The following is a 15,154-nucleotide window of genomic DNA, read 5'->3' as shown; positions in this document are numbered from 1 at the left end:
CAAGACGCCGCTTCTCTCGATTTTAAATATAACCTCGATTCCGGGATGTTTCTCTTTGAATGATTGAACTATTACGGCAAGGGAAAAAGCCGCCGCAAAAGACGAGCCGCCGATTGAAATTCTTCCTTTCTTCAATCCCCTTACTTCCTCCAGCTCTTCCGGAATCTTATCGGTAGTTTCAAGCACGCTCTCCGCGCGCTTCAAAAGCAGTCTGCCCGCCTCCGTGAGGCGGGGCTTCATTCCCAACTTTTCGAAGAGCTTTACGCCAAGCTCTTTCTGTAAACTGATGACCAACGAGGAGACGGAAGGCTGGCTGATCTGCAAAATTTTTCCAGCCTTGGTGAAACTGCCTTCCCTGGCGACTGTAGCAAATGTCTTCAACTGCCACAGGGTCATACGAAATCCTCCGGCTTGACTTGACAGAGATGCGATTGTGATCAATTGGAATAAAGAAATCAAGAAGGTTCCTGCCGTGGAAATTGTTGACAACCGGGATTGGCCGCTATAGGTATGAAGCGCCGCATTCCATTTAGCGATTCGCTCGAGAGGTCCGTTCCATACGAAGCAGCCTTGGAGGAAATGCAAACAGTGCCGGGCGATCGAGAGCTGTAAGGAGGCTATGTTATGAGGGGCCGGCGGTCGTTGCTCGCTTGGGTCTTTGCTCTGCCATTGTTTTTTCCTTCCGGCGCCCCGGCGGCGGAGCCGGAGGAAATCTGGAGGCAGCTCGGCAAGCTCTCAGGGGAAGAGCGACAAAGATTGCTTGTCTCGAAGGCTAAAGAGGAAGGTGAAGTGGTGTGGTACAGCACCTTGGCTGTGGAGCAAGGGGAGGCGCTCAGAGAAGAGTTCGAAAGACGTTATCCGGGAGTCCGAGCCACGATCTGGCGGGGACGAGGCGAGGCTGTTGTAAACCGGTTCTTAACCGAGTCTAAGGCGGGAAAGTTCGCCGTAGACGTGCTTTCCGGATCGAATGAAAATCTGCCCGTCGTTATGAAAGCCAACCTGGTGGGCCGCTACACCTCTCCGGAAAGAAGATTTTATTCCGATGCCCATAAAGATCGGGAAGGCTACTGGACGTCGTTGGTCGATGTGGTCGCCGTCATTGCCTATAACACGCGGCTCGTCTCCAAGGCCGACGCGCCAAAGAAATACGAGGACTTCCTTGAGCCAAAATGGATGTCAAGCTTCGCCATCGACCGAAATCCCGATCGAGCCATGATGGTATGGCTCAAGACCTGGGGAAAGGAAAAGACGGAGAAGTTCTTGCAAGGGCTGGTGCGAAACGGGGCGGCGGTCCGCAGCGGTCATAATCTCACGGTGCAGCTCTTGTGCGCCGGAGAATTCAAGGCGGCGATCGAAGTGTACGCCTTCAGGGTGCAGAGTCTCAAACGGCAGGGATGCCCGGTAGAAATCGTGTTTCCCGATCCAACGCCTGGAGCGGTCACGCCGATTTATCTTGGGAAGCGATCGCCCCATCCCTACGCCGCCGCGCTCCTGATGGATTACCTCCTTTCCGATTCCGGGCAAAGAATCCTCGTTGACAAAGGATTGATGCATTCCGGACGGCAGGGTATTCAACCCAAGGTTCCTGAATTGGATCTGGAGCAGCGACGGGTCAAGACATTGCTGCTGGTGCCCGTCGACGGAGAAAAACTGGGAAAGCATTATCTGGAGTTGCAAAGCCGCTACTTGCTAAACCGCTGAACGGGCTTTCTATCCCAAACTTGGGTTGTATTTCCTCGGCTCTTATACGGCTCCGATTGCTTTTTTTCTTCTCCGTTAACCGTTTTTGTAAGCTTTTAGAAAGGCAACAAATGACTGGACCCAAGAGGATTCTCTGCGATTTTTGTGAAAAGCAATATACAGTGTCCGTTTCAACTTCAGTTCCGGAACATGCAAAATTTTCAGGCGGCCGGCTTTGACATCACCGAGGATGTGACATTTAGTGAGAATGCTGATTCCAAGCCCGGTCGATACCGCACTCTTGATCGCGTCCCTGCTGCCCATGGAGAGCCTTATTTCCAAACTGGGTTTAAAGGCGATTCCTTTGGCGGCGAATCTTTGCTCCATCTTTTCTATCACGGGGGCGGCCGTCTCGTAGCTGATAAAATGCTCCTGTGCCAGAAGATTGAGCGGTACCGAGGGCTTCTTTGCCAGCGGATGTTTGGGGGGAACAATAAATACCATCTCGTCGTCGCGGTAAGGCTTGGCAATAATCAACGGAGACTTAATGTGTCTTCCGAGCAGAGCCACGTCGACTTCGCCGCTTAGAAGTTTTTGGTGCAAAGCCTCGCTTTGCTGAAACGTCAAACTCATGTCGATTTCGGGATATCGTTCCTTAAATTTCTCCACCGCCTGCAGAATCAAACTTGCCCCCATGCCTGAGCTGCCTATGGAGATCTTTCCCTTCTTGAGACCCTTGAATTGCTCCATCTCATCTCTGGATTCTTCGACAAGCTTCAGGATCTTCTCGGTTCTCTGAAGGAATCTTTTTCCCGCCTCGGTCAAATGACTCTTGAGCCCGAACTTCTCGAAAAGCTTAAGGCCCAGTTCCTTTTGTAGCTGGATTATAAGGGCAGAGATGGATGGCTGGCCCACATGAAGCTCTCTGGCGGCCTTGGTGAAGCTTTGGACCTTTGCGACCAAGGTAAAGACTTCGAGTTGGTATAAGGTCATGCGCGTCTCAAGGACTGTTTATCTCGTTAGCACAACGACCCAGGCATGAAAATAGCATAAGGTATCAAAATCCCATGAGTTATAAATCATCAACTCGAATGGATAAATAATATCCTTGCTGTCGAACAAACCCACATCGGCGCAGGAGGGGCTGGCCGAATGAGCGGGAATCGGTTACAAAGAAATTATCCTCGGCCGCAAGGAGGCGATCATGAAGATCACAGTCGATCGGACAAAGTGCGAGGGCTACGGCAAGTGCGTCGAGGCGACGCCGAAGGTGTTCAAGCTGGACGAGAAATTTATCGCCACGGTCGCGGATCCCAAGGGAGACGCCGACGAGAAGATTCTTTTGGCGGCCAAAATCTGTCCGACGAAAGCGATCGCCCTGGCAGAGGAGGGGACGGGAAAGAAAATATTTCCGCCGGACTGATCCGTGACTTCATCCCAGTACGTCATCATCGGCGCCGGTTTTGCCGGCGCCGCCACGGCCTATCATTTGGCGCGAAGCGGCGCGCGGGAAATTCTCATTCTAGAGCAAGAGGAAATTCTCGGCGTCCATTCTTCGGGGCGGAACGCGGCGATGGTTCGCCAGGTGGTAGCGGACCGCGCGCTCACGGAACTTACGGCCGAGGGCGCCGCGTTCTTGCGCGCTCTCCCTCCGGACTGGCCGGCGCCGGTTGGCTTCGAGCAAAACGGCTCGCTGCTTCTGGGCAGCGGCGAAGGCTGGCGGAAGCTCGTCCAGGATGCGGCGATCGCGCGACAGCTTGGCATGACGGCGGAGTGCTGGACGCGCGAGCGCGCGCTGGATTTTGTCCCGGCGCTGCAAGGCGCCGACTTCGAAGGAGCGGTCTGGTGCCCGACGGACGGAGTCGTGGACATCCACGCGCTCCTCACAGGATATATCAAAGCCGCGCAATCCTTGGGCGCGCGAGTCCGCTACCGCACCGCCGTCGAGAAGATCGTGACTCGCGAAGGACGGGTGACTGCCGTGGTGACGGCCGACGAAACGATCATGACGGACACGCTCATCAACGCCGCCGGTCCATGGGCGACGGCGGTTGCAAAGTTGGCCGGCGCCGTCGCGGCGCCGCTCCACCCGTGCCGCCGCCATCTCTTCGTCAGCGCGCCGATCTCCTGGGTGAACCGAAAGTGGCCGTTCGTTTGGGACGTCACGCACGAATTTTATTTTCGTCCCGAAGCGGGCGGACTGCTGCTCTGCCCGTGCGATCAAGAAGAGATGGCCCCGTGCGACGCGCCGACGGACGAGTCGGCGGTCGAATTGCTCTTCGAAAAAATCCAACGCCATCTGCCGGCGCTCTCCGACGTGGCGCTCAAGCACCGCTGGGCGGGGTTACGGACTCTCTCCGCCGACGGCCGCTTTGTGATCGGATGGGACCCCAAGGTGAAAGGATTCTTCTGGGTCGCCGGCCTCGGCGGTCACGGCGTCACAACCAGCTCGGCGGTGGGGGCGCTGGCGGCGAAGCTGATTCTCAACCCTAACGAACAAAAAGGCCTGGAGTTTTCCCCCGCGCGATTTGAGGGCTAACCGAACCCCGATCCCTGACCCCCGATTTATCTCGGCGTTCTTAGAAAGAACGTCTGGCCGGTGATGTATTTGGCCGGCTCTGACAGTAGATAGCGGACCAAGCCGACGATCTCTTCTTTCGTCGTGAGGCCGCCCATCAGCGCCGGAACCGCCGCGCGCTTCCGCCATTCTTCTTCCGTCGAGCCCGAGCGCGCCATCGCCGTGTCCGTCGCGCCCGGCGCGACGGCGTTGATGAGAACGTTGTGAGTCGCAAGCTCCACGGCGAAAGATTTTACGAACGCGATGACGCCGGCCTTCGACGCGGCGTAATGGGCGGCGCGCGGCTGGCCCGCGACTCCGCGTCCGGAGGCGAGACAGATGATCCGTCCGCTTTTTCTTTCCGTCATGTGGCGCGAGACCGCCTGGGAGCAGAGAAAGGTGCCCTTTAAATTGATCCGGAGCACCCGGTCCCACTCGTCTTCGGTCATCTTCTGGACCGGCGCGCGCGAGATCACGCCCGCGCCGTTGATCAGAACATCGATCTGCGAAAAACCTGCGAGCGTTTCGTCAACCATCTGCGACACGCTCGCTTTATCCCCAACGTCCACTTTCTGAAAAATCGCCGCGCCGCCGGCTTTGACGATCTCGCCGGCGATCGATTCTCCCGCCGGCTCGGCGAAGTCGGCGACGACGATCTTCATTCCATCTTGGGCGAGAGCGCGACAGATCGGCGCGCCGATCCCTCCCGCGCCTCCGGTTACGACGGCTACTAGCGACATACCTTGCCTCCCGTTCTTCTCATTGATTTGTAATCAGGACGACACCGCGCAGGGTCAAGAGTCGTTTCGGCGGCAACTTTGCATGTTCCTGAAGCCGAGCCAGTCTTTTTTCCTCCGCAAAGACCACCAGTCTCGTCCCGGATTGATTCCATGCTTCTAAGAATTCCTCGACGCTGAGCACTACGTTGCCGGAACCGTGAGAGGGCGCGGGTTTTTTTTTAGCGATGTAAAAGCTTCCCATGATCTCTCTGCGCGCCGGCGATACGATCCATATAGGGTAGTCCACGCGCAGGTAGAACGGCAGGCTTGAGAGGCCGTCGTACATCACCACGCGGTCGCCTGGGCGGATAAGAGGAAGCGCTTTTTCCGCAATATCCCGCGAAGAGCGGGTATGAGAAATATAGTCCAGCACTCCGATACCGAAGAAATGGAAGGCGGAAAAAAATGCCAAGCAAACGAGGTAGTAAGGAGCGGGTTTTGCCCATAGGCTCGCCGCGGCGCCCAGAGCCAGGAGGACCAGGAGAATGGGGAGCAGCGGCCCGGATATCCGACGAATTAGAGGCAAGACTTCAGGAGAGCGTTCCTGGAGATCGCCGGGCAAGAGCTCGGGCATGAACAAGGCGAGGGTGAAGTAAGCGAACACCGCGAGAAAAATCAGCCACGGAATCGCCAACGGCCAGCGCGCCCTCGCGTTGGACGCGGCCAGCATGGACGCCATTGCCTCGGCCGTCATAAGAGCCAGCGGCGGAAAGACGGGAAGGATGTAGCCCGGCTGCTTTGCGGCGGAAAAGCTGAAAAAAAGCAGAGGCAGAACCATCCACAGGATCAGAAAAAGCCTCCTCTCGTCTTTGAGGGCCGCCGTTATATTCTTGAACGGAAGATAGATGAGCGCCGTCCACGGGAAGAAGCCGATGGCCAGAACTCCGGCGTAGTAATACCAGGGTTGCGCCCGGTCAAAGTGAGGCGTGAGGTAGCGGAGGAAATTCTCCTCGAGAATGAAATAGCGGAGGTATCCCGGATTTCGCGATTCCGCCCATAGATACCACGGCGCCACGATCAAGAGAAAGAGTAACAGGCCAAGCGGGAGTTCCATCTCGCGCAGCATTGACAACCGTCGAGTCAGAAGCAGATAGAGCGCGATCACCATTCCCGGAAAAATCACTCCGATCGGGCCTTTCACCAGCGTCGCACATCCCATGGCTCCATACATCAGGAGAAAAAAGCCTCTCTTGGACTTGGCGCCGGCATTCTGTCCTCGGTAGAACGACCACAGGGACGCGGTGATAAAAAAAGTCAGCGTCATGTCGAAGATGACGGCGCGCGAGAGCGCGGAGAACGCCGGGCCGGTCAAAAGGATCAGGCCGGTCCACAATCCTCCCCAGAGGCCGAGAGAGGTTCGCGCCAGATTATAAACCAGCAGGACGCAGCCGAGCGCCGCGAGCGCGGAAGGCAGGCGCGCCGACCATTCCGAGACTCCAAAGATCTCATAGGCGAACGCGACCAGCCAATAGAAAAACATCGGCTTGTCGAGGTAGGGAATGAAATCGTAATGAGGCGTCACCCAGTCTTGGAGCAGCTGAATCTCGCGCGCGACTTCGGCGTTTCGGCCTTCGTCGGGTTCGAACAGCGCCGCTCCTCCGAGATTGTGAAAGAGGACGAAAAAGCAGAGCACGGCAAAAACGCCGAGCCAGCAAATTTCCTGGACGCTCTTCGATTCAGCGGTGGCTTTCGAAGAATCGCTCATGCCAAATTTGAAATATCAGGAGCGTCCAGAGCAACTTCCGGTTATCTTTTCTTTTTGCCAGATGGTCGTCGATCAGGCTCTTGACTGAGGAATAGTTAAAGAATCCTTGCCGCCTGATCCTCTCTTCGCCGAGATAGTCGAGCATAGAGCTCTTGAGTTCGCCCGTGAGCCACTTCGAGATCGGGATGCCAAAGCCTTTCTTCTTTCGGTTGATGATGGAGTCCGGCAATATGCCCGCGGCGGCTTTTTTCAGCAGATATTTGGTCTTCAATCCATGGAGCTTGTACTGCATAGGCAGCCTGCAGGCAAACTCGACCAGCTCCTGATCCAGCAGAGGGCATCTCACCTCCAGGCCGTTGGCCATCGCCGCTCGATCGACCTTGACGAGGATGTCGTCCTGGAGATAGAGCTTCATCGAAAGATAAAGTATTCTTTCGAGGTCTTTGTTTAGACCGCTCTCCCGGATATAAGCGAAGACGTCTTCGTAAGTATTCTCGTGCGCGAGGGCCGCTCTGAGGTCGCTGCTTAAAAGCCCCTTCTTCTCGCTCTCGGTGAAACTTCCCATCCACATAAAGAACCGGATTTCGGGGGACACCCCGGCGCCGCGCAAGAACTGCTTGATCTTGAAATCGGTGCTGATGTTGCCGTGCGAGACGGGAAGCCAAGCGGCCAGGGCCTTGACCGAATTCTTCAATGTCTCAGGCAGCAAGTCGTAATAGGTGATGATCCGGTGAGCCTGATACGTCGGGTAGCCGGCGAACAGCTCATCGCCGCCGTCTCCGCTGAGCGCCACCTTCAACCTTTCGGACGCGACTTTAGACAGAAGATAAGAGGGCAGGATCGAGGCGTCCGCCAGGGGCTCGTCCAGGAAGTTAGGAAGCTCATCCAGGTTGTCCAGCATCTCCCGGGTGTTGAAGATCTTCAGGCGATGATTGAGGCCGAGCGCCTTGGCGATGCTTTTCGCGTGTGAGCTCTCATCGAACGACGGCTCATCGAAGCCGATGGAAAAGCATTCGATTTTTCTGTCGGCCTTCGCCGCGAGCGCGGCCACGAGACCGGAGTCGATACCCCCGCTCAGGAAGACGCCGACAGGGACATCGGCCACGAGTCTCGACCTGACCGCTCTTTCTAGAATGTCTCTAAGCTCCTCCGCATATTCATCTTCGGTCTTAAAGCCGATCGGGTAATCCGCGAGAGGAATGTCCCAATATTTTTTTATTTCGCTCTTTCCGTTTTGGTAAGAAAGGCAATGGCCGGGCTCGAGCTTTTTAATCGACTTAAAGATCGTAGCAGGGGCGGGCACGTATTCGAAAGTCAGATATTTGTTGAGAGCGCTGAGGTCTATTTCTTTAACCACCTCAGGATGCTTCAGAAGCGCCTTGATCTCCGAAGCGAAGGCGATTCCGCCGTCGTAAATGGCGTAATGGAGCGGCTTTTTCCCGATCCGGTCGCGCGCCAGAAAAAGCGTTTGTTGAGTCTCGTCCCACAGAGCGAAGGCAAACATGCCCTTGAGCCTCTCCAGACATGCCGCGCCCATCTCTTCATAAAGGTGGACGATAATTTCGCCGTCGGAAGTCGACTTAAAGATATGCCCTTTGGCCGCCAACTCGCTCCTGAGTTCCCGAAAGTTATAGATCTCTCCATTGTAAGTGAGCCAGATTTTGCCGTCCTCGTCGGATATGGGTTGCTTGGCGGCGGAAGTAAGATCGATGATGCTGAGTCTCTTGTGACCCAGCGCGACGGCACGCGCTTCTGAATGCTGGAGCCATTCTCCTTCATCGTCGGGCCCCCTGTGCCGGAGGGTGTCGCCCATACGGCGCAATATTTCGGGCTGAATCCCGCCGCGAGAGGAGACATATCCATAGATGCCGCACATGAGGGTTCTAGAATACTTTTATGGGGGACTCTTCTCAAATGCAAATTATTTTGCGGGAAATCTGGAAATCCACCGCTTGCTGAAAAATCTATGCAGATTTGTCGCCAAGCGCCAGGCCATGAGCAGGCTGAGTCCGATCCACACGCCGAGCAGCCCCCACTGAAAGTGCAGCGAGAGCCAGGCCACCGGCACGAAGATGCCGAGCGCGCCGGCGAGCATCGCCCACATGAGATAGCGCGTGTCGTTGACGCCGAGCAAAAAACCGTCGGAGGCGAAGACGACGCCGTTGACCGGCTGAAACAGCGCCAGCAGGACGAAGATCGCGACCCCGAGGGTCGCGACGACTTCCGGGCTGCGGGTGAAGATGCCGATCAAGGCCGGCTTCAAGAGGACATACGCGCAGCCGAAGATCAGTCCGGCAGTGAGACCGCAGAGAAGCAAAACTTTTCCCATCCGATAGGCCGCGTCGGGCCGGCGCTCGCCGAGATGTTTGGCTGTGAGCGTTTGTCCCGCGACGGCGATGCCGTCGATCGTGTCCGACGAAAGCAAAAACAACTGGAGCGCAATTTCGTGGCTCGACAACGTCACCGTGCCCATGCGCGCGACCGTGCCGGTGGCGAAGACGAGCGAAAAACGCAGCGCGCCGGTTCTGAGGGCGAGGTCGCGGCCGATGCGGGAGAGCGAGAGCAGCCTGCGCGCATTCAGCCGCCACCGGTTGAGCCGGTATTGGGCGGTGTAGGAGGAAAAAAAGACGATGCCGAGGCAAATACCGCCGGCCACGATCTGTGAAACGAGGGTCGCGAAAGCGGCGCCTCTGAGCCCCAGCGCGGGAAAGCCGAGAGCGCCGTAAATCAAAACGTAATCGAGAACGGCGTTGAGGCCGTTCGTGGCGAAAGCGATGAGCATCGGCGTGCGCGTGTCCTGGATGCCGCGCAGAAACCCGACGCAGGCGAAAAGAAGAAACGTAAACGGCGTGCCGGCGATGCGGATGCGAAAATAGGTGGTTCCTTGTTCCAGCAGGTCCCGCCCGGCGCCCATCCATAGATATAACTGTCGCGCGAAGAGGATCCCCAGAGCCGCGACAACGATCCCTCCGACGGCGGCGAGAAAAAGCGCCTGGACGCAGATCTCGCCGCAGATCTCCGGCTCACCCGTGCCACGGTGGTAGCCGACAAGCGTCGTGGTGCCGAAGATGAGAAACGCAAAGATCCAATAAATGCCGCCGATGAGCGACGAGGCGATGGAGCGCGCGGCCAGCGGCTCCACGCCGAGGCGGCCGATCATCGCCGTATCGGCGAGAATGAACAGGGGCTCGCTGGCAATCGCCAGCATGGCGGGAACCGCCAATGTTAAAATATCTTTTAGGTGAGCGGAGGGAGATTCGTCGTCGCGAAGCGCTGATGCCGGTTCCACTGGCGATGGCTACGAAAGTCTCTGTGCCGCTTCCGGCGGTGCTTGCCAGGGAAAAATTTCCGGATGGATGATCTGAGCCAGTATCTCCAGCCCGTCAATGAGCCGCGGCCCGGAGCGATTGAAATAGGCGGAGCCGTTGACGGCATAGACTCTTCCGCTCTTTACCGCTGGCAAATCATTCCATCCGTCGAGACGTGAGAGGAGCGAAGCTTCCCTCAAGCTCCGCGCGACATCGAAGCCGCAGGGCAGTAGCACCACCGCCTCCGGCGCGAAAGACCGCACCGCTTCCCACTCGACCTTTTTCGAGGGCTCTCCCCTTGCGCCCAGGCCGTCGGTGCCGCCCGCCAGCGCGACCATCTCGGGTACCCAGTGGCCCGCGTTATAAATGGGATCGAGCCACTCGATGCAGGCGACGCGCGGCCTGAGATCGGCGCCGGCTGCGCGCCCGCGCACGCGGTCGACGCGCCGCTTCAAGTCGGTCACGAGCGCTTGCGCCTCGCGCTTTTTTCCGGCGGCCGCGCCGACCGTCTCGATGTCGCGAAACAAGTCCGAAAAATTCGCGGGCGCGAGGGCGACGATCTTTGGCGCGCGCGCGAGCGAGCGCGCCGCCTCGGCCACTGCGTTGTAATCGAGCGCGCAGACGTCGCACAAATTTTGGGTGAGAATGAAATCCGGATTCGCCTCTCGGAACTTCGCGAGGTCGATCGCGTAGATGCTTTTCTTTGTCTGCAGGTGCTCGCGGACGAGCCGGTCGATCTCGCCGCTGGCGTGTTTTTCAGGCTCGATCGCGCTCTTCACGACGACGCGCCGCTTCTTTGCCTCCGGCGGATAGTCGCACTCGTGGGTCACGCCGACGACTTCGTCGCCCAGGCCGAGAGCGAAGGCGATCTCGGTCGCGCTCGGCAGCAGAGAACAGATGCGCATGTCGAAATCATTAGCGTAAAAGCTTCCATTATGCTACTCGAAAACTTCAATCATGGAAAAACCTGTCAGACCCTGGAATGTTCTCGCCGAGCGCAACTTTGGCCTTTTCTGGTCGAGCCTTCTGGTTTCCGCCGTCGGCAGCCAGCTCACTTCGGTGGCGATGGTGTGGCAGATTTACGAAATGACGAATTCGCCGCTTCAGCTCGGCGTAACCGGTCTCTTCCGGGCCGCGCCGGTCATCCTGTTTTCCTTGACCGGCGGCTGGCTGGCCGACCGGATCGACCGGCGGCGGCTGTTGATCGCCACGCAGTCCCTCGCGCTCTTGTTGTCGCTCGCTCTCGCGCTGCTGACCGACTCCGGCCAGGTGCAGGTCTGGCACATCTACGCGGTGACGTTTCTTTCCAGCGCGCTGATGGTGTTCGACCAGCCGGCGCGCGGCGCCATGATTCCTGGTCTCGTGCCGCGCGAGCATCTGCCCACGGCGTTCGCGCTGAACATCACTCTCCGGCAGAGCGCTCATCTCGCCGGTCCTTTCATCGGCGGCCTGATCATCGCCTGGGCCGGGCTTAGCCGGGCCTACTACATCGACGCGGCGAGCTTTCTCGCGGTGATCGTCTGCCTCCTCGGCATGCGGGTGCGCCCGGCGGCGGCGCCGCCGGATCGCCAGTCGGCGCTCAAGAGCATGCACGAAGGGTTCGCGTTCGTGTGGAAAAATTCCGCGATCCTGGGACTGCTGGCGATGGACACGTGCGTCTCGTTCTTCGGCGCGTACCGGGCGATGATGCCGGTCTTCGCGCGCGATATTCTCGGCGTCGGACCGACGGGGCTCGGCGTCTTGTTGGGCGCGCCGGCGCTCGGCGCCCTGGTCGGCTCTTCCGTCGTCATGGGGTGGAGCGGCCTCAGCCGCAAGCCCCGCCTCATCATTCCGATCACGCTGCTTTACACGCTCGGGCTCGTTTTGTTCGGCCTCTCGCGCTGGTTCGCGCTTTCTTTTGCGATCGCCCTGCTGCTCGGCGCGCTCGATTCCGCGGGCGAGACTCTCAGAATGACGATCATTCAGCTTCTCACGCCCGATCGATTGAGAGGAAGGGTCCAGGGGCTCGTGCATGTCTTCCTCGTCGGCGGCCCTTTCATGGGACAGGCGCAAATCGGATTGGCGGCCTCCGCTCTCGGCGCTCCCGGCGCGGTCGTCGCCGGCGGAATCATCGGCGCCCTGTCGGTGGGATTGACCTCCCGGTGGATCACGCAGATAAAGGAAGCCGCCGACCGGGAGCCATCTTTCGAATTACGGCCGGACGAACGTTGACTTCGGCGACCCGGGCGGCGTAGAAATGTCCCAGTGACTAGACGGTCGCTCGATGACGAATAAAACAATAAAACCCCGCGGCTTCCGGACCGCGCGCCTAGCCGCCGCCTTTTATCTCCTGGCCGCAGGAGTTTTCGTTTTACCCGGCGCGGCGGCGGCGGAGAAGGTGCGCGTCGCCATGCCGTCGAGGAGCATGACGTTCCTCACGTTCTACATCGGCGACAAATTCGGCGCCTACAAATCGGAAGGCCTAGAAGTTTCGCTAGAGGTCATGAAATCCGACGTCGGCGTGGCCGCCGTCATCAGCGGCGAGATGGATTACATCTCGGCGATCGGCACGACGCTCCGCGCCGCGGCCGCCGGCGTGCCCCTCAAGGCCGCGATGTTTACGATGGACCGGGTGATATTTTTTCTCGCCGCCAGGCCGGAGATCAAGACGATCCAGGACCTCAAAGGCGGGAAGAGCGTGGCCGTCTCCGGCGTCGTCGCGACGGACGCGTACGGCGCTCGGCTGATGGCGAAAGCCCAGGGTCTCAATCCCGAGAAAGATTTGGTGATGGTCGCCATCCCCGACGCCGCCGACCGCCTCGCGGCGTTGCAGAGCGGCGCGGTGACGGCGGCGATGCTTTCGCTGCCGTTCAACTTCAAGGCCGAAGATATGGGCTTTCGGAATCTCGGCGGCACCGCCGACATCATGCGGAGCCCCTTCGCCGGCGTCGGCGCATCGGACGCGAAGCTCCGATCCAATCCGTCCCAAGTAAAGCGGATGATCCGCGCCACGCTCCGCTCCATGGAATTTACCCGGGATCCCGCCAATCTGGAGCGGGTGATTTCGTTGATCGCAGACGAATTCAAAGTCGAGCGCAAAACCGCCGAGCTTGCGCATCGGGAAATCGTCAAAGCCTTCACCAGGGATGGGACCACGCCGGATGAGACCGTCATGGCGGAGATGGAAGTCATCGCCGCGCAGGCGAAGCTCAAAGGGCCGGTTCCGCTCGGCCGGCTGGTGGATTATACGATTCTGAAGGAAGTGCTGGGCGAAACAGGCAAGGCAAAATGAGCAAGATCGAGGATTTCAACCGCAAGCTGGAAAAGTTGAACCTCGTCGGCTACTGGGGCATCCCGCGGAGCGAGTCCTTCGAGCCGAAGGCGTCGTTCGAGCCCTGCATGTGGCGCTGGCACGACGTCTATGGCGCGCTGAACGAAGCGGGTGAGATTCTCGGCATGGACGATTCGCTGCGACGTTTCATCGCGTTTCGCTCGCCGGGAAAAGTCCGCACGACGCACACGCTCGCGCTCGGCGTGCAGCTCGTCAAGCCGGGCGAGATCGCGCGCGCCCATCGCCACACGATGGGAGCGATCCGCTTCGTCCTCCAGGGCGGCGGCGCGCAGACGACGGTCGAGGGCGAGGCGTTTCCGATGACGCCGGGCGATTTCATCACGACGCCGAGCCGGACCTGGCACGATCACTACAACGGATCGAGCGAGCCGATCATCTGGCTCGACGGCATCGAAGCGCCGCTCATGGGCTTATTGGAGATCGGCTTCGCCGAGATTTTCGGCGCCGATCAGCAGCCGATCTCGCGGCCGGAAAATTTTTCCCGATACGAGATGGGCCTCGCCCGCCCGAGCTGGATCGAGCCGGGCGCTCAGCCGGCGCCTTACCGCTATCCGTGGGAGGAAACGGAAAAAACGCTCAAAGCCCTCGGCGAAACTCCAGGCGATCCGTTCGACGGCGTGCTATTGCGCTACGTCAATCCGCTGACCGGCGGGCCGACCTTGCCGACGTTCTCGTGCGAGATCCAGATGCTGCGCCCCGGCGAGACGACGCGATCGCACCGCCACACGAGCACGGCGATCTACCACGCGTTCAGAGGAAAAGGTTTCACGGCCGTCGGCGGCAAGCGTTTCGAATGGTCGCAGGGAGACTCGTTCACCGTGCCGCTTTGGACGCCGCATCATCACGGCAACGATTCGCGCGAGGGAGCGATTCTCTTCTCGATGAACGACCGGCCGTTGATGGAGGCGCTGGGTTTTTATCGCGAGGAAGAGGTTTAAAAGGAGAGTCGCCGGCGGCATGGAGCGGATGAGCAGCGCCGAGGCGGAGTCGTATGTAGCGGAGCATTATCGCAAAGTGGCGCAAAGGTGGAAGGAGCGCGTCACGGATGCGCCGTTCATGCAGAAGCTCAGGGCCGGCGCGCTCCCGCGCGACGCGCTGCGGCTTTTTTTTAAAAATTGGGGCGCCTTCACCATCGAGATCAATACGCTGGAGGCGGCTTCCTACCACAAGCACATCGCGTTTTTTCGCAAGCACCGCGACTTGATGGCGCTCATGGCCGAAAAGCTGGCCGACGAGCTGATCCATCCCAAACCACCCGGCCACGTGCGCGTGGTGTTGGAGACGGCCCGAGCGCTCGGCGTCGCTGAAGACGATATTTTTCTCGCGCCAATGCTCGCCGGGTTCCGCGCCCATCTCGACTACAAGCGGGCGATCGTATGGGAAGGAACCGTGGCGGAGTTTTACGCCGCGGGCGCGACCGAGCAGCAGTTCGGCTACTGGTCACGGGACTTCTTCAAAGCCTTGACGACGCACTACGGACTCACGCCCGCCGAAGCCGTCTACTTTTCCACGCATGAAGAGGCGGACTTGAGAGAGCACGAGGACGGCGTCATGGGCCACGGGAGCTTCAGGCGCATGGTCCTCCGGCGAATATTGGAGGACGGGATGGCGGACGTACGGCCAGGCTATAGCCTGGAGTACTGCGGGCTGACTTCGGTGGACTTGTATGGAGCGAGTTTTCAGTCGGTGCTCGACGCCGAGGAGCGTGGGAACTGAAAGCGTTCTTCGCGTCTTGGAGTGCGGCTACGCCGCAACCGAAAGTCGGATTGTTTCGCGCAAAGGCGCAAAGGCCGC

Annotated in this window: 14 protein-coding genes; 7 read left to right on the top strand and 7 right to left on the bottom strand. The window is 59.0% G+C overall.

Annotation, left to right across the window (positions count from 1 at the left end; all coding sequences use genetic code 11):
- Window positions 1-396: LysR family transcriptional regulator (locus tag VGL70_03255; protein ID HEY3302537.1), on the bottom strand; the 396-nt coding region annotated here is incomplete at its 3' end.
- A gap of 228 nt (window positions 397-624) precedes the next feature.
- Between VGL70_03255 and VGL70_03250 the strand changes: the two genes are divergently transcribed.
- Window positions 625-1,701 carry an extracellular solute-binding protein gene (locus VGL70_03250; GenBank protein ID HEY3302536.1) on the top strand — a complete coding sequence of 359 codons (1,077 nt, stop codon included), beginning with the start codon at window positions 625-627 and terminating at the stop codon, window positions 1,699-1,701.
- A 75-nt stretch (window positions 1,702-1,776) separates the two neighbouring features.
- On the opposite strand, the gene VGL70_03245 is transcribed toward VGL70_03250, so the two are convergent.
- Window positions 1,777-2,673, bottom strand: coding sequence for a LysR family transcriptional regulator (locus VGL70_03245; protein ID HEY3302535.1), 897 nt, complete (start codon window positions 2,671-2,673; stop codon window positions 1,777-1,779).
- A 211-nt stretch (window positions 2,674-2,884) separates the two neighbouring features.
- On the opposite strand from VGL70_03245, the gene VGL70_03240 reads away from it, so the two are divergent.
- Together VGL70_03240 and VGL70_03235 are read left to right on the top strand one after the other, a co-directional pair.
- Window positions 2,885-3,103, top strand: coding sequence for a ferredoxin (locus VGL70_03240; GenBank protein HEY3302534.1), 219 nt, complete (start codon window positions 2,885-2,887; stop codon window positions 3,101-3,103).
- A gap of 3 nt (window positions 3,104-3,106) precedes the next feature.
- Window positions 3,107-4,219: an FAD-dependent oxidoreductase gene (locus tag VGL70_03235; protein ID HEY3302533.1), complete on the top strand. Its 1,113-nt coding sequence runs from the start codon at window positions 3,107-3,109 to the stop codon at window positions 4,217-4,219.
- Window positions 4,220-4,245: 26 nt separating this feature from the next.
- Here VGL70_03235 and VGL70_03230 read toward each other — a convergent pair whose 3' ends face one another.
- Genes VGL70_03230 through VGL70_03210 form a run of 5 tightly spaced genes read right to left on the bottom strand, consistent with a single transcriptional unit; the run spans window position 4,246 to window position 10,934 of the window.
- Window positions 4,246-4,977, bottom strand: coding sequence for an SDR family NAD(P)-dependent oxidoreductase (locus VGL70_03230; protein HEY3302532.1), 732 nt, complete (start codon window positions 4,975-4,977; stop codon window positions 4,246-4,248).
- 19 nt (window positions 4,978-4,996) lie between these two features.
- The gene (locus VGL70_03225; protein HEY3302531.1) at window positions 4,997-6,721 is read right to left on the bottom strand and encodes a glycosyltransferase family 39 protein; all 1,725 of its coding nucleotides are present in this window, start codon (window positions 6,719-6,721) and stop codon (window positions 4,997-4,999) included.
- Entirely contained in the window at window positions 6,693-8,597 is a 1,905-nt protein-coding gene (gene asnB, locus VGL70_03220; GenBank protein ID HEY3302530.1) for an asparagine synthase (glutamine-hydrolyzing), read from the bottom strand. Before asnB ends, VGL70_03225 begins: the two co-directional genes overlap by 29 nt.
- A gap of 45 nt (window positions 8,598-8,642) precedes the next feature.
- A complete protein-coding gene (locus tag VGL70_03215; GenBank protein HEY3302529.1) occupies window positions 8,643-10,010 on the bottom strand; it encodes an MATE family efflux transporter in 1,368 nt (455 codons plus the stop codon).
- A gap of 9 nt (window positions 10,011-10,019) precedes the next feature.
- Entirely contained in the window at window positions 10,020-10,934 is a 915-nt protein-coding gene (locus tag VGL70_03210; protein HEY3302528.1) for a cobalamin-binding protein, read from the bottom strand.
- A gap of 52 nt (window positions 10,935-10,986) precedes the next feature.
- Between VGL70_03210 and VGL70_03205 the strand changes: the two genes are divergently transcribed.
- Genes VGL70_03205 through VGL70_03190 form a run of 4 tightly spaced genes read left to right on the top strand, consistent with a single transcriptional unit; the run spans window position 10,987 to window position 15,076 of the window.
- Entirely contained in the window at window positions 10,987-12,240 is a 1,254-nt protein-coding gene (locus VGL70_03205) for an MFS transporter (GenBank protein HEY3302527.1), read from the top strand.
- 52 nt (window positions 12,241-12,292) lie between these two features.
- Entirely contained in the window at window positions 12,293-13,300 is a 1,008-nt protein-coding gene (locus tag VGL70_03200; protein HEY3302526.1) for an ABC transporter substrate-binding protein, read from the top strand.
- Window positions 13,297-14,298, top strand: a complete 1,002-nt coding sequence (locus tag VGL70_03195) for a cupin domain-containing protein (GenBank protein ID HEY3302525.1) — start codon at window positions 13,297-13,299, stop codon at window positions 14,296-14,298. Before VGL70_03200 ends, VGL70_03195 begins: the two co-directional genes overlap by 4 nt.
- Before the next feature lie 19 nt (window positions 14,299-14,317).
- A complete protein-coding gene (locus tag VGL70_03190; GenBank protein HEY3302524.1) occupies window positions 14,318-15,076 on the top strand; it encodes a hypothetical protein in 759 nt (252 codons plus the stop codon).
- Window positions 15,077-15,154 lie beyond the last annotated feature (78 nt).

The sequence above is a fragment of the Candidatus Binatia bacterium genome, from assembly GCA_036504975.1.
Taxonomy (GTDB): Bacteria; Desulfobacterota; Binatia; order UBA9968; family UBA9968; genus JAJPJQ01.
The sequence above is the reverse complement of the archived record's forward strand: the minus strand, read 5'-3'. Positions and strand labels throughout refer to the sequence as shown.

Bases quoted from the DNA above. Each gene is read 5' to 3' on its own strand.
- VGL70_03250 (HEY3302536.1), top strand. From the start codon at position 625: ATGAGGGGCCGGCGGTCGTTGCTCGCTTGGGTCTTTGCTCTGCCATTG.
- VGL70_03245 (HEY3302535.1), bottom strand. From the start codon at position 2,673: ATGACCTTATACCAACTCGAAGTCTTTACCTTGGTCGCAAAGGTCCAA.
- VGL70_03240 (HEY3302534.1), top strand. From the start codon at position 2,885: ATGAAGATCACAGTCGATCGGACAAAGTGCGAGGGCTACGGCAAGTGC.
- VGL70_03230 (HEY3302532.1), bottom strand. From the start codon at position 4,977: ATGTCGCTAGTAGCCGTCGTAACCGGAGGCGCGGGAGGGATCGGCGCG.
- VGL70_03225 (HEY3302531.1), bottom strand. From the start codon at position 6,721: ATGAGCGATTCTTCGAAAGCCACCGCTGAATCGAAGAGCGTCCAGGAA.
- asnB (HEY3302530.1), bottom strand. From the start codon at position 8,597: ATGTGCGGCATCTATGGATATGTCTCCTCTCGCGGCGGGATTCAGCCC.
- VGL70_03210 (HEY3302528.1), bottom strand. From the start codon at position 10,934: ATGCGCATCTGTTCTCTGCTGCCGAGCGCGACCGAGATCGCCTTCGCT.
- VGL70_03205 (HEY3302527.1), top strand. From the start codon at position 10,987: ATGGAAAAACCTGTCAGACCCTGGAATGTTCTCGCCGAGCGCAACTTT.
- VGL70_03200 (HEY3302526.1), top strand. From the start codon at position 12,293: ATGACGAATAAAACAATAAAACCCCGCGGCTTCCGGACCGCGCGCCTA.
- VGL70_03195 (HEY3302525.1), top strand. From the start codon at position 13,297: ATGAGCAAGATCGAGGATTTCAACCGCAAGCTGGAAAAGTTGAACCTC.
- VGL70_03190 (HEY3302524.1), top strand. From the start codon at position 14,318: ATGGAGCGGATGAGCAGCGCCGAGGCGGAGTCGTATGTAGCGGAGCAT.